The organism is Pseudonocardia bannensis (genome assembly GCF_012911875.1).
Classification (GTDB): Bacteria; Actinomycetota; Actinomycetes; order Mycobacteriales; family Pseudonocardiaceae; genus Pseudonocardia; species Pseudonocardia bannensis.
Genome location: NZ_JAAXKZ010000042.1, coordinates 12238 through 35132, shown reverse-complemented (window position 1 = coordinate 35132; position 22895 = coordinate 12238). Strand labels below are relative to the sequence as shown.

At 72.9% G+C, this 22895-nt stretch carries 20 protein-coding genes; 12 read left to right on the top strand and 8 right to left on the bottom strand.

Going from position 1 to position 22895, the window contains the following annotated elements; translation table 11 throughout:
• Positions 1–28: 28 nt before the first annotated feature.
• Together HF519_RS13540 and HF519_RS13535 are read left to right on the top strand one after the other, a co-directional pair.
• On the top strand, positions 29–256 hold the full coding sequence (locus HF519_RS13540) for a hypothetical protein (RefSeq protein WP_169413283.1): 228 nt from the start codon (positions 29–31) through the stop codon (positions 254–256).
• A 495-nt stretch (positions 257–751) separates the two neighbouring features.
• Positions 752–997 (top strand): hypothetical protein, encoded by a 246-nt coding sequence (locus HF519_RS13535; RefSeq protein ID WP_169413282.1) that lies wholly within the window; start codon positions 752–754, stop codon positions 995–997.
• A 484-nt stretch (positions 998–1481) separates the two neighbouring features.
• Here the strand turns inward: HF519_RS13535 and HF519_RS13530 are convergent, their stop codons facing one another.
• The 4 genes from HF519_RS13530 to ald all read right to left on the bottom strand — a co-directional run bounded on the left by HF519_RS13530 (position 1482) and on the right by ald (position 6704).
• A complete protein-coding gene (locus HF519_RS13530; RefSeq protein ID WP_169413281.1) occupies positions 1482–2942 on the bottom strand; it encodes a peptide MFS transporter in 1461 nt (486 codons plus the stop codon).
• A gap of 445 nt (positions 2943–3387) precedes the next feature.
• Positions 3388–4311, bottom strand: coding sequence for a non-homologous end-joining DNA ligase (gene ligD, locus HF519_RS13525; RefSeq protein ID WP_169413280.1), 924 nt, complete (start codon positions 4309–4311; stop codon positions 3388–3390).
• 228 nt (positions 4312–4539) lie between these two features.
• Positions 4540–5433: an alpha/beta fold hydrolase gene (locus HF519_RS13520; protein WP_169413279.1), complete on the bottom strand. Its 894-nt coding sequence runs from the start codon at positions 5431–5433 to the stop codon at positions 4540–4542.
• Positions 5434–5585: 152 nt separating this feature from the next.
• The gene (gene ald, locus HF519_RS13515) at positions 5586–6704 is read right to left on the bottom strand and encodes an alanine dehydrogenase (protein ID WP_169413278.1); all 1119 of its coding nucleotides are present in this window, start codon (positions 6702–6704) and stop codon (positions 5586–5588) included.
• Between the two features lie 68 nt (positions 6705–6772).
• Here ald and HF519_RS13510 point away from each other — a divergent pair, with 68 nt between their 5' ends.
• On the top strand, positions 6773–7297 hold the full coding sequence (locus HF519_RS13510; protein WP_169413277.1) for an Lrp/AsnC family transcriptional regulator: 525 nt from the start codon (positions 6773–6775) through the stop codon (positions 7295–7297).
• Between the two features lie 5 nt (positions 7298–7302).
• On the opposite strand, the gene HF519_RS13505 is transcribed toward HF519_RS13510, so the two are convergent.
• Positions 7303–8790: a PucR family transcriptional regulator gene (locus HF519_RS13505; protein WP_169413276.1), complete on the bottom strand. Its 1488-nt coding sequence runs from the start codon at positions 8788–8790 to the stop codon at positions 7303–7305.
• Between the two features lie 120 nt (positions 8791–8910).
• Here HF519_RS13505 and HF519_RS13500 point away from each other — a divergent pair, with 120 nt between their 5' ends.
• The 8 genes from HF519_RS13500 (at position 8911) to HF519_RS13465 (ending at position 19024) form a co-directional block, all read left to right on the top strand.
• Positions 8911–10053 (top strand): S-methyl thiohydantoin desulfurase family protein, encoded by a 1143-nt coding sequence (locus tag HF519_RS13500; RefSeq protein ID WP_169413275.1) that lies wholly within the window; start codon positions 8911–8913, stop codon positions 10051–10053.
• On the top strand, positions 10043–11599 hold the full coding sequence (locus HF519_RS13495) for a hydantoinase/oxoprolinase N-terminal domain-containing protein (protein WP_169413274.1): 1557 nt from the start codon (positions 10043–10045) through the stop codon (positions 11597–11599). The genes HF519_RS13500 and HF519_RS13495 overlap by 11 nt, the downstream gene beginning before the upstream one ends.
• A gap of 86 nt (positions 11600–11685) precedes the next feature.
• Positions 11686–12549: an FAD binding domain-containing protein gene (locus HF519_RS13490; protein WP_169413273.1), complete on the top strand. Its 864-nt coding sequence runs from the start codon at positions 11686–11688 to the stop codon at positions 12547–12549.
• Positions 12550–12556: 7 nt separating this feature from the next.
• A complete protein-coding gene (locus HF519_RS13485) occupies positions 12557–13030 on the top strand; it encodes a (2Fe-2S)-binding protein (RefSeq protein ID WP_169413272.1) in 474 nt (157 codons plus the stop codon).
• Entirely contained in the window at positions 13027–15339 is a 2313-nt protein-coding gene (locus tag HF519_RS13480; protein ID WP_169413271.1) for a xanthine dehydrogenase family protein molybdopterin-binding subunit, read from the top strand. Before HF519_RS13485 ends, HF519_RS13480 begins: the two co-directional genes overlap by 4 nt.
• A 13-nt stretch (positions 15340–15352) precedes the next feature.
• Positions 15353–16384, top strand: a complete 1032-nt coding sequence (locus HF519_RS13475; RefSeq protein ID WP_169413270.1) for an LLM class flavin-dependent oxidoreductase — start codon at positions 15353–15355, stop codon at positions 16382–16384.
• A complete protein-coding gene (locus HF519_RS13470) occupies positions 16384–17952 on the top strand; it encodes a hydantoinase/oxoprolinase N-terminal domain-containing protein (protein ID WP_169413269.1) in 1569 nt (522 codons plus the stop codon). Before HF519_RS13475 ends, HF519_RS13470 begins: the two co-directional genes overlap by 1 nt.
• Positions 17939–19024, top strand: a complete 1086-nt coding sequence (locus tag HF519_RS13465) for an S-methyl thiohydantoin desulfurase family protein (RefSeq protein ID WP_169413268.1) — start codon at positions 17939–17941, stop codon at positions 19022–19024. The genes HF519_RS13470 and HF519_RS13465 overlap by 14 nt, the downstream gene beginning before the upstream one ends.
• An 86-nt stretch (positions 19025–19110) precedes the next feature.
• On the opposite strand, the gene HF519_RS13460 is transcribed toward HF519_RS13465, so the two are convergent.
• Positions 19111–19932 (bottom strand): SAM hydrolase/SAM-dependent halogenase family protein, encoded by an 822-nt coding sequence (locus HF519_RS13460; RefSeq protein WP_169413267.1) that lies wholly within the window; start codon positions 19930–19932, stop codon positions 19111–19113.
• Positions 19929–20510 carry a hypothetical protein gene (locus tag HF519_RS13455; protein ID WP_169413266.1) on the bottom strand — a complete coding sequence of 194 codons (582 nt, stop codon included), beginning with the start codon at positions 20508–20510 and terminating at the stop codon, positions 19929–19931. Before HF519_RS13455 ends, HF519_RS13460 begins: the two co-directional genes overlap by 4 nt.
• A gap of 362 nt (positions 20511–20872) precedes the next feature.
• Here HF519_RS13455 and HF519_RS13450 point away from each other — a divergent pair, with 362 nt between their 5' ends.
• Complete coding sequence (locus HF519_RS13450; RefSeq protein WP_169413265.1) at positions 20873–21589, top strand: BON domain-containing protein; 717 nt, start codon at positions 20873–20875, stop codon at positions 21587–21589.
• Between the two features lie 61 nt (positions 21590–21650).
• Here HF519_RS13450 and HF519_RS13445 read toward each other — a convergent pair whose 3' ends face one another.
• Entirely contained in the window at positions 21651–22616 is a 966-nt protein-coding gene (locus HF519_RS13445) for a YihY/virulence factor BrkB family protein (protein WP_169413264.1), read from the bottom strand.
• Positions 22617–22895 lie beyond the last annotated feature (279 nt).

Sequence of the window (22895 nt, the reverse complement as noted above, 5' to 3'; positions counted from 1 at the left end):
ACGAACGGTCACGAGGAGGGAACGGCTCATGGCGGTCTCGGTCGATGTCACGAAACTGCTGGACAAGGACTATCAGAAGGACCTCTCGCTCGCTGATCTGCTCAAGACCCCCGTCGAGGCGCTCTCCGGCGTCAGCGCCGGCGACGCCGAGAAACTCAAGGAAGCGTTCAACATCAAGACGATCGGGGATCTCGGGCGCAACAAGTACTTCCGGGCCGCCGCCGCACTGGTCGACCTCGAGACCGCTGCCGGCTGACCAGCACGAGGTCCGGCTCGCCGCCGCACCTCCGCTGAACGCGGCGGCGGGTCGCATGCTCCCGCCCGATGAGCTGAGCCTGCCCCGCCCGTTCGGCGGGGCCGCCCGGGCCACAGATCCGGACCGGTAGTCGGTGGAGACATCGCGATGTCCCGGCGGGGTTGAAATCGGCGGCGACCGGCTACACCCCCGGTGAACCCCACGCGCGGTCGATCGCGAGGGAGATCCCGAGATGCCGGAACGTTGTTCTGCGATCCGTCCCCTGAAGGGCTCAGACCTGGCCGCGGGGTGTGACGGGCCGCCGGTCGCACCGATCCGTCGGCCTCGACCGGCATCGACCCACAGCCACGGAGCGCACGATCTGGCGGCGCCCCGGCGCGGCGACCGGGTCCGGCGCCCCGCACGAGCGGGCGGCCGTGAGGTTGCCGGTTGCGTCGTCTGGGCCGATCGGCCCAGACGGTCGGAGGAATCAAACGGATAGGGAGGTACTCAGTGATGACTGCTACCACCGACACCGAGACCGGTCAGGTCACAGGCACCGCTGACAAGGACTACAACCTGATCTGGTTCACCGAGGCGTGCCTGAGCAACACACTCCGGCTGGAGATCTACATCAAGGACGCCGAACGCGTGGGCGACAACGAGCTGGCCGAGTTCTTCCGGAAGGCGCAGGCCGAGAGCCGGAAGGGTGCCGAGCAGGGCAAGCGCATGCTTGCCCAGCGGTTGGCGCAGAGCGCCTGAGTGCGCGGTCCGGTTCGGCCGCGCCCGGATGGGCACGGCCGAACCGGACAGAGCCTGGTGCGAGGCCGGGAGCACAGTGATGCATCCGGTGGGGCCGTCCGGCTCGCGCGCCCGCGACCTGGCGCCACGCCGACGAACTCGGACGGTTGCTGCAGCTCGGCGTCCGCTCCGAGCCGGGAACCCCTGAGCCCGCGCCGGTTCCGCCGCCCCACTGAGCTGCGCCCGGGCCGAGACCGAGGCCGTTCCACTCGATGGAAGCGGGCACCGGGAACGTTGCCGCCGACGGCGGACGGCGCCGCGCGGGGTCTGAGCAGCGCAGCCGGGTGGGCCGTCGCCGGAGAGGAATCGCCGATGCTCACGTCCACCGCGGTGGTCCCCCCGACGATTCGGTGCCCGGCGTGCCCTGGCCGTCGCCTGGGAGCGCGAGGCCGAGTCGGCGGGAGGGGGCTGAGCGCGCCGACAGCCGAGCCGGTCTCCGGTCAGCTCACCGGACGCCGCCCATGAGTCGACGCAGGAACGGGGCCGCGAGAGCGAGGACCACGCCCGACGCGATCGCCACCGCGCCGAGGACGCCGAAGTAGGCCGCCTCGCCGGCCTCGCTGTAGTACTCCGCGAGCGACCCCGACAGCGCGCTCCCGAGGGCCACGGACAGGAAGAACAGCGCCACCATCTGCGTGCGGAAGGCCTCCGGGGCGAGCTTGGTCGACAACGACAGCCCCACCGGCGACAACAGCAGTTCCGCGAGGGTGAAGACGAGCAGGATGCCGATCAGCCCGAGCAGCGGTGCGCTGTTCGGGCCGCCGCCGGCCATCGGCAGGAACAGCAGGAACGCCGCCCCCATGACGGCGGTGCCCAGGGCGAACTTGATCGGGCTCGACGGCTGGCGGGGACCCAGCCTCGTCCACAGGGCGGCGAACAGGCCGGACAGCAGGATGATGAAGACCGGGTTGATCGACTGCACGAACGACACGGGCATCTCCCAGCCGAGGACGGTGCGGTCCAGGCGCTGGTCGGAGTAGATCGTCACGACCGTGAACTGCTGCTGGTAGAGCGACCAGAACGCCGCGCTGGCGATGAACATCGGGATGAACGCCAGCACCCGGCGCCGTTCCGCGGCGGTGATCCGCCTGCTGGCGAGGATGACCGCGAAGTACCCGATCGCCGCGATCACGCTGAGGACGACCACGATATCGGCCAGGCTGTCCGCTCGCAGTGCGCCGGTGGACGCCAGCACGGCGATCACGACGAGAGCGCCGACGGCGAGCCCGGCCAACGGTGCCCGGCGGGACCTCGGTAACGGGCTGGGCACCGTCCGCGCGGCCTCGGGCAACCTGCGGCGACCGACGCCGTACTGGATCAGCCCGGCGGCCATCCCGGCTGCGGCGATCCCGAAGCCGTAGTGGAAACCGAGACCGGACTGCAGCAGCCCCGTGAGCAGCGGTCCCACGAGCGCGCCGAGGTTGATTCCGAGGTAGAACAGCGAGAACCCGGCGTCCCGGCGATCGTCGTCGGCGGCGTAGAGGGACCCGACCAACGACGTGGCGTTGGCCTTCACCCCGCCGCTGCCGAGGGCGATCAGGACCAGGCCGACGCCGACGCCGAGCAGGCCGGGAAGCAGCGCGAGCGCGATGTGGCCGAACATCACCAGGATCGCGCTGGCGAACAACGTACGTTCGGCACCGGCGAGCCGGTCGGCGAGCCATCCACCGAGGATGGTGGACAGGTAGACCAGCCCACCGTAGGCACCGACGATGCTGGTGGCGGTGTCACGGTCGATCCCGAGCCCGCCGTCTGCGACGGAGTAATACAGGTAGATCAGCAGGATGCCCTGCATCCCGTAGAACGAGAAGCGCTCCCACATCTCGACGCCGAACAGGTTCGCCAGCGGGCGGGGCTGTCCGAGGAACGTCTTCGATGGGGGAGCGATGGATTCTGTATCGATCACGTCAACCTACGATTCCACGCCGCGCGTCGTGATGAGCCGGGGGAGCGTGCCTCGCCGATCACATGTGCCAAGCGGAACGGGACGGTGGCAGAGACATTGCCGCCGAACTGGACCTTTCGGGCCGTCGGAGAGGAGCCCGGGCTGAGGACCCGGAGCTGGGCCGCGTGCCGACGGCTCCAGTCGCACGCGGCCGGAATCCCCCATGGCCCAGCCATGTCTCCGACAACCGGCGCCGGCCCCGGGGGCCGCAGTACCCCGCGTGGCTACGAAACGCGCGTGGCACGGAGTTGTCCACAGCTTGGCGGAACGCCGCCCGGCGTGCGTGGTGCGCGACGGCGGTCGGCGCGCATGGAGGTGGAAGGCGTGCGCGGGGGCGGTGGGCGTGGAGTGGGTCCGGTGTGATCTGGCGGCGGTGTGGCGCACGGGAGGGTGCGGCGGGTGCGGTCTACTGGCCGGGGGACAGGTCGGGGCGTAGGCCCTTCCAGGAAGGGTGCCGGAGCCGGCCCTCTGCCGTCAGGGCGCGGTACTCGACGTCGCCGACCAGCACGGGTGCGACCCACCGCGCGGCGCGGGCCTCGGCCGGGGGGAGGGGCGCGGCGAACGGGCTGTCGGGCCGGGTGAGCGCTGCCAGCGCCTGTTGCAGCTGCCGGGCGGTGGGCTGGTCCCATCCGGTGCCGCAGTGCCCCAGGTAGCGCAGGCCGGCGGGTGTGGGCCGGCCGAGCAGCAGCGCGCCCAGGCCACCGGTCCGTCCACCCTGCCCGGTCGTCCAACCCCCGATGACCACGCTGATCCGTTTCCGCAACGGGCTCTTCCGCCAGCTCGGGGACCGTCGGCCGGGCCGGTAGGTCGAGTCGAGCTTCTTGGCGACGATGCCTTCCAAACCGTGTTCTGCGGCGGTGCGCAGCATCGTCGCTCCACTGAGGCCGGTCACGTACGGCGGTATCTGCACGACCGGACCGGTCAGGCCGAGGGTGTCCAGCTTCGCGCGCCTCTTCTCGTACGGCTGGTCCAGCAGGGGCGTGCCGTCGACGCCGAGCAGATCGAAGATCACGTAGACGACGGGCACGGTCGTGAGCAGCCGCGCGGAGGGACGGGGGACCCCGAGTCGTCGCTGGATCCGTCCGAAGTCGGGCCGGCCGTTGCGGTCCAGCGCGACGACCTCGCCGTCGAGCACCGCGGGCCGGCCGTCGAGAGCTGCGGACAGCCCCGCCAGCTCCGGGAACGTGCCGCTGACGTTCTTGGCGTTGCGGCTGCGCACGCGCACGTGCTCGCCCGCGACGGTGACGAGACCCCGTACGCCGTCCCACTTGTACTCGATCGCCCACGAGCCGTCGCTGTTGAGCGGCGGTGCGCCCAGCTGCGCCAGCATCGGCGCGATCGGCGGCGGCCAGCACGGCTCAGCGCGGCCGCTCAACGCCCATCCGCGCGCCGCATGCCCGCTCCCCTCGCCGCCCGTGCGCGATGGGTGTGAGTGTGCCGGTCGACGGGTGGACGGCGCACTCGTGCGGAGCGTTCCTCACCGGGTCGAGCGTCGGGCAACCGCGCGACCTCGGCGCGTCGGGAGTGACGGGGTTCTCCGGGCGGGACGGCTCCCAGGTCAGGATGCGCTTCGGGCCGCGGCGTCCGCGGGCGGTCGGTCCGCGTGCGACACCGACGCGCAGGCGCGGAGAAGCACCGATGCGAAGCGGTCCGGCGCGGTGAGGAACACCCCGTGACCACCGTCGATCTCATGGACGACACGCCCCGGCACCGCATCCGCCAGGATCCGTTGCCGATCCGGCGACACGACGCGGTCGCACCGGGTGATGACGACGGCGGTGGGCACGTCGACCGAGCCGATCCACTCGTGCGAGGTGAACCGGCAGGCGGCCTGGGCGGCCGTCAGCGCCTCGAGCAGTCGGGTGCGGCGCATCTGCGCGAGTGCCCAGCGTCGCGTGATCGGATCGGTGCCGCCGTCGAGCAGCTGGGCGCCGACGACGTCGGCGCCCAGCACGTGCAGCACCGGAATCCACGCCGCGACGGCCACGATGCCCGGCAGCATCAAGGCCGTGGACCGCTCCCAGGCCGATCCGGAGACATCGCGGGCGGTCGAGCACAGCACCAGCCCGGCGGTGAGGCCGGGATGTCGATGCCACAGCAGCTGTGCGACCAGCCCGCCCATCGAGTACCCGACCGGGATCAGCCGGGCGACGCCGAGGTCGGTTGCGAGCGCCGCGATGTCGTCGGCACAGTCCTCCAGCCGGAACGGGGCCGAGCCGGCGATGCCGCGGCCGTGCCCGGGTAGATCGAGCGTGAGCACCCGGTAGTGCCTGCGCAGGGCCGGGATGACGCCGGACCAGTTGAGCTCGGCGTTCAGCGCGACGCCGTGCAGCAGGATCAGGGTGGGCGCGCCCGGCGGGCCGGGGGAGTCCCAGACCACGGTCCGTCCCCGACCGGGGAGCGTGATCGCATGTTCCCGGTCGGCCCCGGTGGCCGGGTCCACTCCGTCCATGACCTCCCTCCGGGGAACTCCGGCCCCGAGGGGTGGGAACCGGACGGGCCTCCTGGACGTAACGCTCGGGATTCCGGTCAGAAGCGTTATCGGGTAGGGCAGGTCTGTGCGCACCGCCGCGCGGGCACGATCCCAGCGCGGCGGTGCGCGGGTCAGGCCGCGAGCAGCGGGGCGATGTCGCGGCCGGGTAGCCCGTGGGCCTCGGCGACCTCGTGGCTGACCAGCTCGCCGTCGTGCGTGCTCAGGCCGCGGGCCAGGGCGGGGTCGGCGGCGAGTGCCTGCTGCCAGCCTCCGTCGGCGAGGCGGGTGACGTAGGGCAGCGTGGCGTTGGTGAGGGCGTAGGTGGAGGTGTGCGGCACGGCGCCGGGCATGTTCGCCACGCAGTAGAAGACGGACCGGTGCACGACGTAGGTGGGGTCGGCGTGCGTCGTCGGCCGCGAGTCGGCGAAGCAGCCGCCCTGGTCGATGGCGATGTCGACGAGCACCGAACCGGGTCGCATCGCGGCGACGAGATCATTGTCGACCAGCTTCGGGGCGCGGGCGCCGGGCACGAGGACGGCGCCGATCACGAGGTCGGCCTCGGTGACCGCCTGCTCGACGGCGAGCCGGCTGGACGCGAGCGTGCGGACCCGGCCGCCGAACCGGGCGTCGACCTCGCGCAGCTTGGGCAGGCTGAGGTCGAGAACGGTGACGTCCGCGCCCATCCCGACGGCGACCGCCGCGGCGTTCTGGCCGGACACCCCGCCCCCGAGGATCACCACGTCGGCAGGCTTGACGCCCGGGACGCCGCCGAGCAGCACCCCGCGGCCCCCCGCCGCGCGCATCAGGTGTGCGGCGCCCGCCTGCGGGGCCAGCCGCCCGGCGACCTCGCTCATGGGAGCGAGCAGCGGCAACGAACCGTCCGGCAACTGCACGGTCTCGTAGGCGATCGACGTGGTCCCGGCGGCGAGCAGGGCCTCGGTGCAGGCACGCGAGGCGGCGAGGTGCAGGTAGGTGAAGAGCACCTGGTCGCGGCGGAGACGGTGGTACTCCGACTCGACGGGTTCCTTCACCTTCAGCACCAGTTCCGACTCCGCCCAGACCTCGTCCGCGGTGGACGCGATGGTCGCGCCTGCGGCCACGAACTCGTCGTCGGTGATGGAACTACCCTCCCCGGCACCGCGCTCGATGAGCACCTGGTGACCCGCGGTGGTCAGCTCGTGAGCACCCGCCGGGGTCAGCGCAACGCGATATTCATGGTTCTTGACCTCGCGGGGAACTCCGATTCGCATGCCGGGAAGCATGAAGATACGGCTAATTTGTCGCAATGACTCCGAAGGATCTTCGCTAGTGTGCCGAAATGACATCCGATAGTTCGAAGACAACTCAGCTGCGCGGGCGTCGACCGCAGGATGTTCGATCCGCACCGCCGGTTCTCGACGCCACCGATCGGGCGATCCTGCGCGCGCTGGCCGCGGACGCGCGCATCCCGAACAACGCCCTTGCCGAGCAGGTCGGCATCGCCGCCTCGACCTGCCTCACCCGGGTCCGGGCGCTACGCGAACGCGGCGTGATCCGCGGCTTCCACGCCGACATCGATCCCCGCGCCCTCGGCCACGACCTGGAGGCCATGATCGCGGTCCGGCTGCAGGCGCACGCGCGCTGCAACATGAGCCAGTTCGTCACCCGGCTCGCCGGCCTGCCGGAGGTCCTCGACGTCTACTTCGTCGCCGGCACGACCGACTACCTCGTGCACGTGGCCACGTCGAGCACCGACGAGCTGCGGTGGTTCGTCGCCGAACAGCTCAGCCGCCATCCGGACGTCGCCAGCACCGAGACCAGCCTGATCTTCGAGCACGTCCGCGCGGCCGGTCGCCAGGCCTGAGCGCCTCACCCCAGTGAGCGGGCCCGGCAGGCGAGCTGGAGCATCAGCACGGTGTCCGGATCCTCCGGGTCGACGTCGAGCAGCTCGAAGATGCGCCGCACGCGGTAGGCGATCGCGTTGCGGTGCAGGTGCAGCTCCGCGGCCGCACGGGTCGTCGAACCCTGGTTGTCCAGGTAGACCCGCAGGGTCTGCAGGGCGGTCCGGCACCGCTGCGGGCCGAGCGCGTCGAGTGGGCGTAGCAGCGAGTCGACGGCCTCGCGCGCGGTGTCGGAGGCGAACCATTCGATCAGCGTCCGTTGCAGCCCGACCTCGTCGAAGCCGGTCGGTACGTTGACCCGGTGCCCCGCGTGCCCGGCGGCGAGCGCGGCGCGGGCCTCGGCCAGCGTGGTCCGCAGCCCGGTGGCGCCGACGTGGGTGCTGCCGACCCCGCACACCAGGGCGATCTCCGGGATCCGGGAGAGGATCCGCCGCAGGATCTGCCCGGCGGCGTGCACGGCGTCGCGGCCACCGCGGCTGCCCAGATCGTGGCGCTCCATCCGGGTCAGCAGCAGCCCCGAGCCGAGCCGGGCCCGGTGCCAGACACCACCGGAGGCGCGGGCGGCCTCCAGCCCGAGTGTCGCGACGCGGTCGCTGAGGCGCAGCGAGGCGAGCTCGTCCTCCGCGGCGAGGAGCGGGAGGTTCTCGATGTCGATCAGGATCGCGGTGTGCCAGCCGTCGATGGTCAATCCGGCCGCCCGCATGCGCTCGAGCAACCGGTCGCCGTGATCGGGCCGCGCGAGCAGGAACTCCGAGATCAGCTCGCCGCGTGAGCGGATCGGCGCGTCCTCGGCCTGGCGGGCGGCGGTCCGGGCCCGGGCGACGGCCGCCGCCGCCAGGTGCACGACGACGTCGGCGGCCGCCTCGCCGTGACCGTTGCCGCGTGGCGCGCTCACCGTCGCCTCGACCTCGTCGAAGACCACGACCGGGGCGGCGATGTCGTCGGGCCCGGGTTCGCGCAGCTCGACGGGGGCGCCCAGCGCCTGCGTCGCGGCCCGCAGCAGGGTCTCGGGGCGCGCGTCGTGACGCTCGAGCGCGCGCAGCGCCGCCCGGATGCGGGCGAGCGCCACATCGGGCCCGCCGGCCAGTTCCCGGTGCAGGGCCAGCAGCAACGCGGCGAGGTCGCAGCCGGCACGCGCCCGGAGGACGGCCACCGAGACCCGGCGGGCGAGCGCGGCCGCCGTCGGAGCGATCTCCTCGCGCCCGTCGGTGAGCACGATCGCGCTGACGTTGCGCGAGCCCACGGTGCGCAGCGCGACGTCGAGCCGGTAGCTGGCGGCGTCCTGCGACGCGGCGTGGGTGAGGACCGCGAGCGTGGCCTCGTCGAGGTCGCCGAGGCGCCCGAGGTCCTCGACGAGGGCGATCCGACGCACCGGCGCGTCGGAGTCCGGACCGGCGATCCGCCGTAGCAGCGGGCGCAGGTCCGGCGCATCCAGCAGCGCCTGCAGGGAGTCCACGAAACGGAAGTATCCGGGGCTATGTGCACGGTGCACAAGAACTAACGTGTCTGGTGGCTATCTGCCCAAAGACCGACACCGTCGGGCGACACATACTTGCGACCGAGGAGCGGAGCCACCATGACCCAGCGCCAGGAACGGGGCCGCGGCAGCGGGACCCCCGCTGCGCGAGCCGACCGGGGACCGACGAGATCGATCGATGTCGACGATCTCCCGGCCCTCGCGCGCGGCTGCGCGGTCATGGGCGCCGGTGGCGGCGGCGATCCGCTGGTCGGCGTGCTCATGGCCCGCGAGGCGATCCAGCGGCACGGTCCGGTGCGGCTCGTCGATCTCGGCGATCTCCCCGACGACGGCCTCGTCATGCCGTGCGGGCTCGTCGGTGCGCCGACCATCGCGATCGAGAAGCTCGAGAACGGCGGTGAGGGCGGTTGCCTCGCCGCGGAGGCGGAGGCCCTGACCGGCCGGCCCGTCGTGGCGATCATGCCCTTCGAGATCGGCGGGTCGAACGGTCTGATCCCGCTGACCTGGGCGGCCCGGCTGGGCCTGCCCTATGTCGACGCCGACGGCATGGGCCGCGCCTTCCCGACCATGCCGCAGATGACCATGAACCTCGCCGGGGTGTCGTCGAGCCCGTGTCTCATGGCGGACGAGCGGCTCAACACGCTGGTCATCCGGACCGGTGGCGTGGAGTGGACCGAGCGGCTGCTGCGGTCGTCGACCGCGGCGTTCGGCGGCGCGGCCGTCGCCGCGCTGTACCTGATGGACGTCGCGACCGCGCGCCGCGCAACCGTGCCGGGGTCGGTGTCCCGTGCCCTCGAGCTCGGTACCGCGATGGCGCGGGTCGAGATCGACCCGATCGACACCGTGGTCGAGGAACTGGCCGCGGTGGAGCTGATCCGGGGCAAGGTCATCGACGTCGAGCGGGAGACCTCCGGCGGGTTCGTCCGCGGCTCGGCCATCGTCGAGGACGCGACCGGCGAGGGCCGGCTGCTCCGCCTGGAGATCCAGAACGAGAACCTCGCCGCGCTCGAGGACGGCGAGGTCCGGGCCTGCGTGCCGGACATCATCACGGTGCTCGACGCGCGCACCGGCGAGGCGATCGTGACCGAGCGGCTGCGCTACGGCCAGCGGGTCGGCGTCATCGCGTTCCCATGCCCGGAGGTGTGGCGGAGCCCGGCCGGGCTGGCCGTGGCCGGCCCGGCGGCGTTCGGGCTCCGCTTTCCCTACACCCCCCTCGCCGCCGGGGGTACCCGTGCGAGCTGACCTGCGACTGGGGATCGACGTCGGCGGGACCAACACCGATGCCGTGGTCCTGGACCGCGACGACGTGCTGCTGGCCAAGGCGAAGGCCCCGACGACGCCGGACGTCACCACCGGCATCGCCGGGAGCATCGAGGCGGTCCTCGACCAGCTCGGCGCCGACCGCGACCGCGTCACGCACGCGATGCTGGGCACCACCCACGCCACCAACGCCCTGCTCGCCCGCACCGGGCTGCGCCGGGTTGCGGTACTGCGGATCGGCGGGCCCGCCACCCACGCCGTTCCGCCGCTCGCGACGTTCCCGCCGGATCTGCGCGCGGCGGTGTCGGTCGGCGCGATGGTCGTCGACGGAGGCATCGAGTTCGACGGCACCGAGGTGGCGCCGTTCGACGCGGACGCGACCGCCCGGTTCTTCTCCACGGTCGCCGACCGGGCCGACGCGGTGGCCATCACCAGCGTGTTCTCCGCCGTCTCCGACCGGCACGAGCTCGCGGCCGAGGCCATCGCCCACGCTGTTCTCGGTGACGTACACGTCTCGCTCAGCCATGAGGTGGGCAGCATCGGCCTCGTCGAGCGCGAGAACGCGACGGTGCTCAACGCGGCGCTGGTCGGGCTGGCCGAGACCGTCGCCCAGTCGTTCGCCGCGGCGCTCGAACGGCACGGCCTCCGCCCGGCCTGCTACTTCGCGCAGAACGACGGCACGCTGATGGAGCTCGAGTACGCGCTGCGTTATCCGGTCCTGACCATCAGGTGCGGCCCGGCGAACAGCATGCGCGGGGCCGCCCACATCAGCGGGGTGCGCGACGCGCTGGTCGTCGACGTCGGCGGCACCTCGACCGAGGTGGGCGTGCTGATCAACGGCTTCCCGGGCGAGTCCGGCGACTCGGTCGGGATCGGCGGGGTACGCACGAACTTCCGGATGCCCGGCCTGGTCACCCTGCCCCTCGGCGGCGGGACGGTCGTGGGCGACGGCGGTGCGAACGGGGCCATCGGTCCGCGCAGCGTCGGCTACCGGCTGATCGAGTCGGCACTCGTGTTCGGCGGTACGACGCCGACCCTGACCGACGCGGCGGTGGCCGGAGGGCGCGTCGAGGTCGGCCACCGGCGGCCCGCCGGCCGGCACCGCGCCGTGCTGGCCGCCGCGCTCGCCCGATCGGACGCGATGCTCGCCGAGGCGATCGACCAGGCGAAGATGGTGCGTGGCGAGCAGCCGCTGATCGTGGTCGGCGGCGGCGGGTTCCTGGTGCCCGACACGGTGCCCGGGGTCAGCGAGATCCACCGCCCGCCCGACTACGAGGTCGCCAACGCGATCGGTGCGGCGATCGGGCAGGTCAGCGGGCAGGTCGAACGGATCGCCCGGTTCCGGTTCGGCGGCCGGACCGCGGCGATCCAGGAGGCCTGCGACAGCGCGCGGCTGCAGGCGATCCGGGCGGGGGCGGACCCGGAACGTACGGAGATCGTCGACGTCGAGGAGTTCCCGCTGGCCTACCTCACCGACCCTGCGGTGCGGATCAGGGCCAAAGCCGCGGGGCCCCTGCGTTTCATCTGACGCGCGATGCACAGCCACCACGTGGGACAGGAGGACGACACGCCATGACAACAGCAAGTCCACCCCGGCGGACCGATCCGGGAGCGATGACCCGGTCCGTGGTGCGCCGCCCGGCCACGGTCGCGGACGCGGTCCGCGATCTGGCCGAGCTCGGCGCCGACGGCGCCCCGCTGGCCGGCGGCACCTGGGTGATGCGCGCGCCGCTGCGCGGCGTCCCGGTCGCCCGGGTCTACGTCGCCCTCGACGGGCTCGCGGAGCTGCGCGACATCCGGACCGGGGACGGGGTGGTCGAGATCGGCGCCGGCGTCACGCATGCCGAGCTCGCCGCCGTCGACGGCCCTCCGGCGCTGGCCGGGCTCGTCGAGGCGGCCCGGCGTTCCGCGTTCCCCGCGGTGCGCAGCGTCGCGACCGTCGGCGGCAACATCGCCGCCGTCGGCTTCCCGGAGGCCGATCTCGTGCCGGCGCTGCTGGCCGCCGACGCCCGCGTCGTCCTGGCCACCCCCGAGGGGGAGCGGACCGAGGACCTCGCCACGTACCTCGCCTCCCGACCCGGGCGCCCGGCCGGTGAGCTCATCGTCCGGGTCGTCGTCCCCGTCCCGGCGGGCCGCCGCTCCGCGTTCGAGCGGCTGACCGTGCGCGGCGGCGGGGAGTACGCTGTCGCGTCCGTGGCGCTGTCGGTGGACCTCGACGGCGCCACGGTCAGCGCCGCCCGGGTCGCGGTCGGTGGTGTCGAGAAGGCCGCCCGGCTGTCGTCCGCAGCCGCCGCGGTCCTCGTCGGCAGCCCGCTGGACGAGGCGACCGCCGAGCGCGCGGGACAGGCCGCCGCGAACGGGTGCACGGCCCGCGAGGGCCTCGACGCCCCCGGCTGGTACCGCCTCGCCGTCCTGCCCGCGCTGGCCCGCCGCGCCGCGGCCGCCCTCACCTCCACCCCCGACGACCAGCAGGAGTGAGCAACTGATGCCCCACTCGTTCACGCTGAACGAACGGCGCGTCGAGGTCGACGCACCGGACATGACCCCGCTGCTGTCGGTGCTGCGTAGCCGGCTCGGCCTGACCGGTGCCAAGCCGGGCTGCGCCGAGGGCCGCTGCGGCGCCTGCACCGTCCTCGTCGACGACCGGCCCGCGGTGTCCTGCCTGACGCCGGTCGCGCTGGCCGAGGGCCGCAGCGTCCGCACCGTCGAGAGCCTGGCGGACCCCGACGGGCCGCTCAACCCGCTGCAGGACGCCCTGCTCGAGCACGGCGGCGTGCAGTGCGGCGCGTGCACCCCCGGCATCCTCATGGCGCTCACCGCCCTGTTCGAGCGGGACGCCACGCCGGACGAGGCCGCGATCAAGGAGTCGCTGGCCGGCAACATCTGCCGCTGCACCGGCTACCACAAGATCGTCGAGGCGGCGCTGGCCGTCGCCGGTGGAAACGGGGGCCGGTCGTGACGCGCGTGGTCGGGACCAACGCCCGCCGTGCCGACGGCGACGACAAGGTGCGCGGCGCGGCTGTGTACGGCATGGACACCGGCGAGACCGGCACGCTGCAGGCCAAGCTGCTGCGCTCGCCGGTGGCCGCCGGCCGGATCCGGCGGCTCGCGACCGAGCGGGCGGCCGCGCTGCCCGGGGTGCGGGCGATCATCACCGCCGCCGACGTCCCGGACACCACGTCGGGCTGGATCCTCAAGGACCAGCCGATGTTCGCCCGCGAGGAGATCCGCTACATCGGCGAGCCGATCGCCGCGGTGGCGGCCGACACGCTCGAGCAGGCCGAGGCCGCGGTGGCCGCGATCGAGCTCGAGATCGACCCGCTCGAGGCGCTGACCGACATGGACGCCGCACTCGCCGAGGGCGCCCGGCTGATCCACCCGGCGTGGGAGTCCTACCCGATGCTGGCGCCGGGTCCCCGTGACGGCAACGTCGCGTGGGAGTCCACGCTGGACCGTGGCGACGTGGACGCGGCGTTCGCCGCCGCGCACCTGGTCGTCTCCGACGAGTTCACCACCCAGCGCCAGCACCAGTCCCCGATCGAGCCGCACGCCGCCGTGGGCCGCTTCGAGAGCGGGCGCTACGTCGTGCACAGCCCGGCGCAGTTCCCGTTCCTGGTGCGCGACCGGCTCGCCGAGTGGCTCGGCGTGCCGGCGTCGAAGGTGCGCGTCGTCGTCACCACGATCGGCGGTGGCTTCGGCGGCAAGATCGACGCGATGCTCGAGCCGTTCGTGTGCGTGCTCGCCCGCAAGACCGGCCGCGCGGTGCGACTGGTGAACACCCGCCAGGAGGAGCTGCAGACCGCCGGGCCGCGGGAGAACGCGGTGATCCGCATCCGCACCGCGGTCAGTGCGAACGGCGAGATCCTCGGTCAGGAGGCGGACACCCTTGCCGACAACGGCGCGTACAGCGGCGAGATCGTCGCGTGCGCGGCGGTGCCGGGGCTGGTCTTCGGCGGCACCTACCGGGTGCCCGTCGCCCGTTACCGCACCCGGGTGATCTACACCAACACCGCCCCGACGGCGGCGTTCCGCGGCGTCAACGGGCCCTACGCGATGTTCGCCCTGGAGCAGCACCTCGACCACATCGCGGCCGAGCTCGGCATGGACCGCCGCGAGCTGCGGCTGCGCAACGTGATCAAGGCCGGCGAGGCCATCGCCAACGGCCAGGTCCTCGACGACGCGGTCTTCGAGGAGGGCTTCGCCCGGGTGGATGAGATCGCCCCCTGGGCCGCCGGGACCGCCGAGGTCTCGACCGGCGGCCGGAAGGTGCTGCGCGGCAAGGGCATCGGCGCGGTCACCTGGCTGACCAACCCCGGGCCGGGCGGCGCCACCGTCAAGATCAACGAGGACGGGACCGCGGGCGTGATCTGCGCGGGTGCCGAGATCGGCTCCGGTGCGGTGGCCGCCGGACTGCGCCAGATCGTGGCCGAGGAGCTCGGGCTCACCCCGGACGACGTGATCATCCTGGCCGCGGACACCGACGCCGGGACCTACGACGGCGGTGCCCAGGGCAGCCGGACGCTGTTCTCCCTGGGCAATGCGGCCGTGCAGGCGAGTGCCCAGGTCCGCGAGCAGCTCCTCGAGGTGGCCGCGAACCTGCTGGAGGCCTCGCCTGCCGACCTCGAGCTCGCCGACGGGCACGTCCAGGTGGCCGGCTCGCCGGGCGCGAAGGTGCCGTTGGCGGCGGTGGCTCAGACCGCGCTCTACACCGCGGGCCCGATCTCGGCCACCGGCAGGCACATCACCCCGCCGGTGCAGTTCGACTCGGGTTGCCTCGCCGGCGCCCTGTTCACCGGATTCGCCACCCCGACCTACCACGTGCACTCCGCCGAGGTGGAGGTCTGCCCGGACACCGGCAAGGTGACGGTCCTGCGCTACGTCGTCGCCCAGGACGTCGGCCGTGCGATCAACCCGCAGCAGGTCGAGGGCCAGATCCACGGCGGCGTCCTGCAGGGCCTGGGCTACGCGCTCTACGAGGACCTGCGCGTGACCGACGGCGTGACCGTGGACCACAGCCTGGAGAACTACCGGCTGCCGACGGTGTTCGAGGCCCCGCCGATCGACATCGCGCTGCTGGACAACCCCTGGCCGGACGGCCCGTACGGGGCCAAGGGCGCCGGTGAGCCCTCCATCATCCCGGTCGCCGCGGTGATCGCCAGCGCGGTCTCCGACGCGATCGGCAAGCCCATCCGCAACCTCCCCATCACCCCCTTCGACGTCCTCGCGGCCTTGCGCGAGGAGTCCGAGAGCCCCGTTGACCAGCCCTGAAAGGAACCCCGCGATGACCACCAGCGGAACTGACGGATCGCCCGTCGGCCTACTCGTCTCCAGCCAGGTACAGCCCGAGCAGATCCCCGAGATCTCCGCGCTGGCCGAGCGGGAGGGCTTCGGCGAGCTGTGGATCCCCGAGGACTACTTCTTCTACGGCGGCATCTCCGGCGCGATGGCGGCTCTGAACGCCACCAGCCGGATCAAGGTCGGCGTCGGCGTCGTGTCCGCGATGGCGCGCCACCCTGCGGCGCTGGCCATGGAGCTCGCGACGATCGACCGTATGTACCCCGGGCGGGTGTGGCCGGGCATCGGTCTCGGCGTCCCGCACTGGGTGGAGCAGATGGGCGCCATGCCCAAGTCGCCCTACACCGCCATGCGCGAGACCGTGACCAACGTGCGCCGCCTGCTCGACGGTGAGGAGGTCACCTTCGAGGGCAAGGTCTACTCGTTCGACAAGATCCAGCTGGTGCACCCGGCCGTGACGAAGCTGCCGATCTACATGGGTGTCATCGGGCCGCGGATGCTCAACCTGTCGGGTGAGGTCGCGGACGCCACGCTGGTGTCGGTGCTCGCGGGCACCAAGTACCTGGGCTGGCTGCGCGAGCGCGTCGCGGAGGGCCAGGCCAAGGCCGGCCGCGAGGGCGAGCACCACCGCGTCGCGACCTACACGCTGTACTCGGTCGACCAGGACAGCGCGAAGGCCAAGGAGGAGGCGCGCACGGTTGCCGCCTTCTACCTCGCGGCGGTGCCGAAGTCGGGCCTCACCGACATCTACGGCATCGGCGACGAGCTGTGGGACATGTACCAACGCGGCGGCGACAACCCCGCCGAGCTGATCCTGCGCGAGATGCCCGACCAGTGGGTCGAGGACCTCGTCGTCGCCGGGGACCCGGACGAGTGCGCGGCCAAGATCCAGGCCCTGATCGACGCCGGCTCGGACTCGGTGGCGCTGGCCCCGGTCGCCGCCGACCGCGTCACGGAGGTCGTGGAGCTGACCGCACGCGAGGTGCTGCCCCAGGTCCGGCACCGGACGGGGGCCTGATGCGGATCGGGATCGATGTCGGGGGCACCAACACCGACGCGGTGCTGATGGACGGTGACCGGGTCCTGGCGGAGATCAAGAGCCCGACCTCCGCCGACGTCACCACGGGCATCCTCGACGGCCTGCGCAGCCTGCTCGACCAGAGCGGGGTCGCGCCGCAGGCCATCGAGACCGTCATGATCGGCACCACGCACTTCACCAACGCCGTCGTGGAGGCCCGCCGGCTGCTCGAGGTCGCGAGCGTGCGGCTCGGTCTGCCCGCCACGCGGGCGTTGCCGCCCATGATCGACTGGCCTGAGCGGCTCGCCAACGCCGTGGGCCGGCACATCTACCTGTGCCACGGTGGGCACGAGTTCGACGGCCGCGAGATCGCGCCGCTCGACGCCGACGAGCTCAAGCGGGCCGCCGACGACATCGCGGCGAAGGGCCTGCGGGCCATCGCGATCTCGTCGGTGTTCTCCCCGATCAACGCGGACCTGGAGCGTCAGGCCGAGGAGATCATCCGCGAGACCGTCCCCGATGTGGCGATCAGCCGGTCCGCGGAGCTCGGCCGGCTGGGGCTGCTCGAGCGCGAGAACGCGACGATCATGAACGCGAGCCTGGCCGAGCTGGCCGTGCACATCACCGACGCCTTCCGCGCCGCGTTGCGCGAGTCGGGGATCGACGCTCCGATGTACATCAGCCAGAACGACGGCACGCTGATGACCGTCGAGCAGGCCGAGCGCTACCCCGTCTCGACGTTCGCCTCCGGGCCGACGAACTCGATGCGCGGGGCGGCACTGCTCTCCGGGCTGCAGGACTGCGCGGTGGTCGACATCGGGGGCACCACCTCCGACATCGGCATGCTCGTCAACGGCTTCCCCCGGGAGGCGAAGTCGACGATCGAGGTCGGCGGGGTGCGGACGAACTTCCGGATGCCCGACGTGCTGCCCCTGGGCATCGGCGGCGGCAGCTACGTGCGCTTCGACTCCGACCCCGTGGTCGGCCCGCAGAGCGTCGGCTACCAGCTGACCCGCCTCGGCCGCGTCTTCGGCGGGGACACCCTCACCGCCACGGACATCGCGGTGGCCGGGGGCCGGGCCGAGGTCGGTGACGCGAGCCGGGTCGCCGACCTGGACCCGGACCTGGTGGCCGGCGCGCTGGCGAGCATCGAGGCCCGGATCGCCGAGGCGGTGGACCGGATGAAGACCGAGTCCACCCCGATCCCGGTGGTGGTCGTCGGCGGCGGGAGCATCCTGCTCGGCAACGAGCTGCCCGGGGCCGCCCGGCTGGTGCGTCCCGAGCACCACGCCGTCGCGAACGCGATCGGCGCCGCGATCGCGCAGGTCGGCGGCGAGGTGGACCAGATGTTCTCGGTCGGCCCGCAGCTGTCCCGCGACGCGGCCCTGGAACAGGCACGGGAGCTGGCCGCCGAACGTGCGGTGGCCGCGGGTGCCGTGCCCGACTCGGTCCGGATCGTCGACCAGGAGGAGCTGGCCCTGGCCTACGTGCCGGGCAACGCGGTCCGGATCAAGGTGAAGGCCGTCGGAGATCTCGAGCTCGGAAGGAAGACCGTTGCGACTCGTTGACGAGCGGCAGCTCACCGACATCGCCCTCGGTGCCGGGATCCTCGGCACCGGCGGGGGCGGGGACCCCTACATCGGCACGCTGCTGGCCCGCGACGCGATCCGCGAGCACGGGCCGGTCGAGGTCGTCGACCTCGACGAGGTGCCCGACGACGCGTTCGTGATCCCGTCGGCGATGATGGGCGCCCCCACCGTGATGGTGGAGAAGCTCCCCAGCGGTGACGAGGTGGTGGCCGCGTTCCGCAAGCTCGAACGCCACCTCGGTCAGAAGGCGACGCACACCATGCCGATCGAGATCGGCGGGCTGAACTCGGTCATCCCGTTCTGCCTGGCGGCGCGGGAGCGGCTGCCGGTGATCGACGCGGACCTGATGGGCCGCGCGTTCCCGGAGTTGCAGATGTGCATGCCCACGCTGTTCGGGGGCAAGGCGGCGCCGATGGCGATCGCCGACGACAAGGGCAACGCCTCGATCATCGACGCGATCGACAACCGGTGGACCGAGCGGCTCGCCCGGTCGCAGACGATCGACATGGGCTGCGCCGCCCTGATCGGGCTGTACCCGCTGGCCGCCGCGCGGCTGCGGGACTGCACGATCCCGAACACGCTGCGCATGGCCGAGGAGCTCGGCCGGCTGGTGCGGGAGACCCGGGAGGCGCACGGCGACCCGGCGGCGGTGGTCCCGAAGTACCTCGGCGGCGTCCAGCTGTTCAAGGGCAAGGTCGTCGACGTGCACCGGCGGACCGAGGGCGGCTTCGCCCGCGCGGAGGTCCGCATCGAGGGCCTGCACGACGACGCGGGCACGACCCTGCGCCTGCAGACGCAGAACGAGCACCTCGTCGCCGAGCGCGACGGGGAGGTGCTCGCGTCGGTCCCGGACCTGATCATCGTCCTGGATTCCGAGACCGGCCAGCCCATCACCACCGAGGATCTGCGCTACGGCTTCCGGGTCACGGTGGTCGCCGCGCCGTGTGACCCGCGCTGGCGGACCGAGGCGGGGCTGGAGGTCGTGGGGCCGCGCTACTTCGGGTACGACTTCGACTTCGTGCCCATCGAGGAGCGGGCCAAGGTGGGCTGAGCCCGAGCCACCCCGGGCCGGGCGGCGCCGCGAACCAGCACTCTCGCGGCGCCGCCCGGGGCCCTGCTAGGACGGGCCGGCCGGATTCAGCCGGTGGCGCGGAGCTCGACGCCGGCGCCGGGCCCGAGGGCGAGTCGGCCCGCCGCCGAGCCGCCGTTCACCGCGACGGCGAGGTGCCCGGCGGAGTCCACGAAGGCCACGACCGCTCCGGGCGGCACGTCGCCGAAGGTGGTCGCGAGTTTCAGCTCCACCGTGGTGGCGGCGGCGTGCAACGTGAGGCGGGCCGGCGGACGCAGCCCGGCCGTGGCCAGGTCGGCCGCGCGGGCGGCGAGCTGCAGGTTGCCGAAACGGTCGGTGGCGAGCACCTCGGTCCGCAGCCGGCCGGCGGTACACGTCGTCACCGGCGTGGCCAGCCGGTGCAGTGTGGTGCGGTCCACGGGCGGGCCGAGCTTCTCCGCCGCCAGCCCGAGGGCGAGGTGCGCCGCCGCCGGTGCGAAGACGTCACGACCGTGGAACGTCGCCGAGAGCGCCGGTAGCCGGTATGCGGGGTCGGTCAGCTCGTAGGCCGCCGTCACCCCGCCGAGCGCCTCGGCCGCCGGGATCAGCAACCCGTTGTCGGGGCCGACCAGCATGCCGTCGGGTGCGACGAGGACGAGGCCGCGGCGAGCGGTTCCGACACCGGGATCGACGACCGCCAGGTGCACGGCCTCGGGCAGGTAGGGGACCGTCTGGGCCAGCACGGTCGCGCCGCGGCGGACGTCTTGCGGTGGGACGGTGTGACTGACGTCGATCACCCGCACACCCGGTGCGATCCGGGCGATCACCCCCGTGCAGGCGGCGGCGAACCCGTCGTCGAGCCCGTAGTCGGTGGTGAAGGAGACCCAGCCGAACCCCGGCCGCCGGCTCATGGCGCGGCGGCGTTCGTCCCGTCGGGGGTCACGGCGAACCAGGTGCCCTCGGCCCCGTGGGCGCCCGCGTCCTGCAGCTCGCCCGTGTCGTCGCCGCGCTGGTAGATCGGCCATCCGCCGAGCGTGAGCTGCATGGTCCCGTCGGAGCGCCGGGTCTGGCCGACCTTCGACCGGTCGACGCCGAGCAGGGAGGGTGGCTGATCCGGGGCGACGACGACCGGATGCCAGGTCCGGGTGCACTCGTCCTCGCAGTTCGACGTCGGCGGGTTGTCGCTGTCCTTCGCGGAGCGATACAGCAGGCGGCCTGCCCCGTCGGTGACGACGACACCGAGCGGGCCGGACTGCACGGCCCACAGCTCCAACCCGGGGCCGCCACCGCTTCCGCCGCTCTCACCGTGGCCGCCGTGAGCTCCGTGACCGCCGCCGCCGTGGGCTTCGTGACCGCCGCCGTCACCGGGGGTCTGGACGGAGGCCGAGCTCGGTTCGGGTACCGGAGGCGCCGCGTCGGCGCAGCCGGCGAGCGCGAGCAGGCTGCCGGCCGTGGCCACAGCCAGCCAGGCACGGGCCCAGCGCTTCATGCACAGATCCTTTCGAAGGGGATGTCACTCGAACGGGTGGTCCGAGACTAACTCCGGGACGGACCGTCACTGTCCGCAGCCCCGCTGGCATCACACCACTGCTCCCCGTTGCAGGTGCGTCACGACGGGATCACGGGGACGAGGAGGACGAGGAGGACGATCGCTCTGGCGAGTGACCACGCGGGCTTCGCGCTGGTGCCAGGACCCGTTCCGGCGGCCACGAACGATGGTGATCTCCCGCCGGCCGCCGGGGCCCGGAGACTACGGTGATGGGCCGGGGGAGTCGCCTGACCAGCCCGTTTGACGGCCCGGACCGGGGGTAGACGGGCCGGCATGAGCATCGATCCCGTTCGGGGGCCCACGTGCATCCCGCGCTGACGGGCGCCCCGCCCTCGGCCCGTCGCCGCCGGCTGTGCGACGAACACCTGGACACCGCCGTCGCCGAGCTGCTGGCCCACGACCGGCGGGTCCGCGGGCTGCGGCTGAAGGCCACCGCCGACGGCGGGGTGGTGCACCTGACCGGCGAGGTCGACCACCCCGCCGAGCTGGCGACGGTCCGGGCGCTGATCGGCCGGCTGGCGGGTGTGCTCGGTGTCTGGGACCGGGTGCGGGTGGCGGGCCGCGCGCCGGTCGCCCTGGACCTGGGCTGTGGCGACACCCGGCAGTACCCCGGCAACCTCGGGGTGGACCGGCGGCGCACCCCGTCGATCTCAGTGCAGGCCGACCTCGCGGTCGGGCTCCCGTTCCGGGACGGCTGCGCCGACCGGATCTTCGTGGTGCACGTCCTCGAGCACCTCGTCGACTTCCTGCCGCTGGTCGACGAGTGTCACCGGCTGCTGCGACCGGACGGGGTGCTGCACGTGCTGTCGCCCTGGTGGGGCCATGTCAACGCCGTCGCCGACCCCACTCACGTCCGGCTCCTGGACACCCAGACGATCAAGGGCATCTGCTCGCGGCCCGACCAGTCACGCAGGTGGCGGCCGCTGCACGTCGGCTGCGACGGGGCCACCGTGTTCGCCGATCTGACGCCCTTCGACGGGGACGTCCCCGACGTCGAGTTGGCGCGGTTCTTCAACTGACCGGGAGGACCGCCGGGGCCCGGGGTCGTGCGATCCGCGCCCCCGGAGTGCGGAGCCGGGTTCAGACCGGGTCGTGAGCGACCGTGTCGGCGGCCTCGGCGCCGCGACGGCCCATCGGCTCGGGTGGGCCCTGCGTGGTGTCGCGGGCGGTCTGCCGCTCCGCCTCGGCGTTGATCTCGGCACCGAGGAGCACGATGTAGCTCGTCAGGTACAGCCACAGCATCAGCACGACGACTCCGGCCAGAGCCCCGTAGGTCTTGTTGTAGTTGCCGAAGAAGTTGACGTAGAGGCTGAACCCGGCACTGCCGGCGATCCAGAGCGCGGTGGCGACGACGGCCCCGGTGCTGGCCCAGCGGAACTTCGGTGCGTCACGGTCCGGGGCGAAGCGGTACACCACGGCCAGGCCGACGACGACCACCCCGATCAGCAGCGCCCATCGCGCCACCTGGGCGACCACCCGCCCGACGACCCCGAGGCCGAGGGCGTCGAGGGCGACCGGAACGACCGCGACCAGGCCGAGCGCCACGAGCACGAACACGATGCCACCCAAGGTCAGGGCCAGGGCCGTGCCGCGCAGCCGCACGAAACCGCGGGTCTCCTCCTCGTCGTACGCCAGGTTGATCGCCTTGATCAGGTTGCCGGTGCCGCTCGACGCGCTCCAGAGTGCGGCGAGCAGGGCGAGCACCAGACCGATCGAGAGCGCCTCGCTGCTGCTCGAGGTCACCGCGGTGAGCTGGTCGGCGATGAGCGGCTGGGCCGACTGCGGCAGCGTGCCGGCGATGGCCTGCAACTGCCGGGTCACGTCGGCGGGGTCGGCGACCAGGCCGTAGAGGGTCAGCCCCGCGATGAGGGTGGGGAACAGGGCGAGGAAGGCGAAGAAGGCCACCCCACCCGCCAGCATCGGCACGTTGTCCGCGGAGCTCTCCTTGACCGCCCGCCGCGCCACCTGCCACCACCCGCGCGCGGGGATCTCGGACGGGGACGCGGCCTGTTCGCCACGGGAGGGTTCGGTTCGGGTCGCCGTCATCGGTCCTGCCTCTCGACGGGGGCGCCGGTCCGGGTCGACCGCACGCGGGGGGCCTCTCCCGGGTATCCACAACGGCCGGTCCCTCAACCGTGACGCACTCGGCGGGCCGGGTCGGGATCCGTGGGGCGTGCGGGGGTTGAGGCCGGTCGGCTCGGGGTAGGCGCGGGGACGAGGGCCGCCGGACTTCCGAAGGCGGTGCGGCGCGGTGTCACGGGAGATGTTCCACGCCGAGCTCGACCGGCTCGGCGACGGTCTCGCGTCGCTGTGCACCCGGGTCGC

What these genes read in the sequence shown, in the direction of transcription:
- HF519_RS13510 (WP_169413277.1), top strand. Translation starts at nt 6,773, where the DNA reads ATGACATCCGATAGTTCGAAGACAACTCAGCTGCGCGGGCGTCGACCG.
- HF519_RS13540 (WP_169413283.1), top strand. Translation starts at nt 29, where the DNA reads ATGGCGGTCTCGGTCGATGTCACGAAACTGCTGGACAAGGACTATCAG.
- HF519_RS13475 (WP_169413270.1), top strand. Translation starts at nt 15,353, where the DNA reads ATGACCACCAGCGGAACTGACGGATCGCCCGTCGGCCTACTCGTCTCC.
- HF519_RS13485 (WP_169413272.1), top strand. Translation starts at nt 12,557, where the DNA reads ATGCCCCACTCGTTCACGCTGAACGAACGGCGCGTCGAGGTCGACGCA.
- HF519_RS13460 (WP_169413267.1), bottom strand. Translation starts at nt 19,932, where the DNA reads ATGAGCCGGCGGCCGGGGTTCGGCTGGGTCTCCTTCACCACCGACTAC.
- HF519_RS13455 (WP_169413266.1), bottom strand. Translation starts at nt 20,510, where the DNA reads ATGAAGCGCTGGGCCCGTGCCTGGCTGGCTGTGGCCACGGCCGGCAGC.
- ald (WP_169413278.1), bottom strand. Translation starts at nt 6,704, where the DNA reads ATGCGAATCGGAGTTCCCCGCGAGGTCAAGAACCATGAATATCGCGTT.
- HF519_RS13490 (WP_169413273.1), top strand. Translation starts at nt 11,686, where the DNA reads ATGACCCGGTCCGTGGTGCGCCGCCCGGCCACGGTCGCGGACGCGGTC.
- HF519_RS13500 (WP_169413275.1), top strand. Translation starts at nt 8,911, where the DNA reads ATGACCCAGCGCCAGGAACGGGGCCGCGGCAGCGGGACCCCCGCTGCG.
- ligD (WP_169413280.1), bottom strand. Translation starts at nt 4,311, where the DNA reads ATGCTGGCGCAGCTGGGCGCACCGCCGCTCAACAGCGACGGCTCGTGG.
- HF519_RS13535 (WP_169413282.1), top strand. Translation starts at nt 752, where the DNA reads ATGACTGCTACCACCGACACCGAGACCGGTCAGGTCACAGGCACCGCT.
- HF519_RS13520 (WP_169413279.1), bottom strand. Translation starts at nt 5,433, where the DNA reads ATGGACGGAGTGGACCCGGCCACCGGGGCCGACCGGGAACATGCGATC.
- HF519_RS13470 (WP_169413269.1), top strand. Translation starts at nt 16,384, where the DNA reads ATGCGGATCGGGATCGATGTCGGGGGCACCAACACCGACGCGGTGCTG.
- HF519_RS13445 (WP_169413264.1), bottom strand. Translation starts at nt 22,616, where the DNA reads ATGACGGCGACCCGAACCGAACCCTCCCGTGGCGAACAGGCCGCGTCC.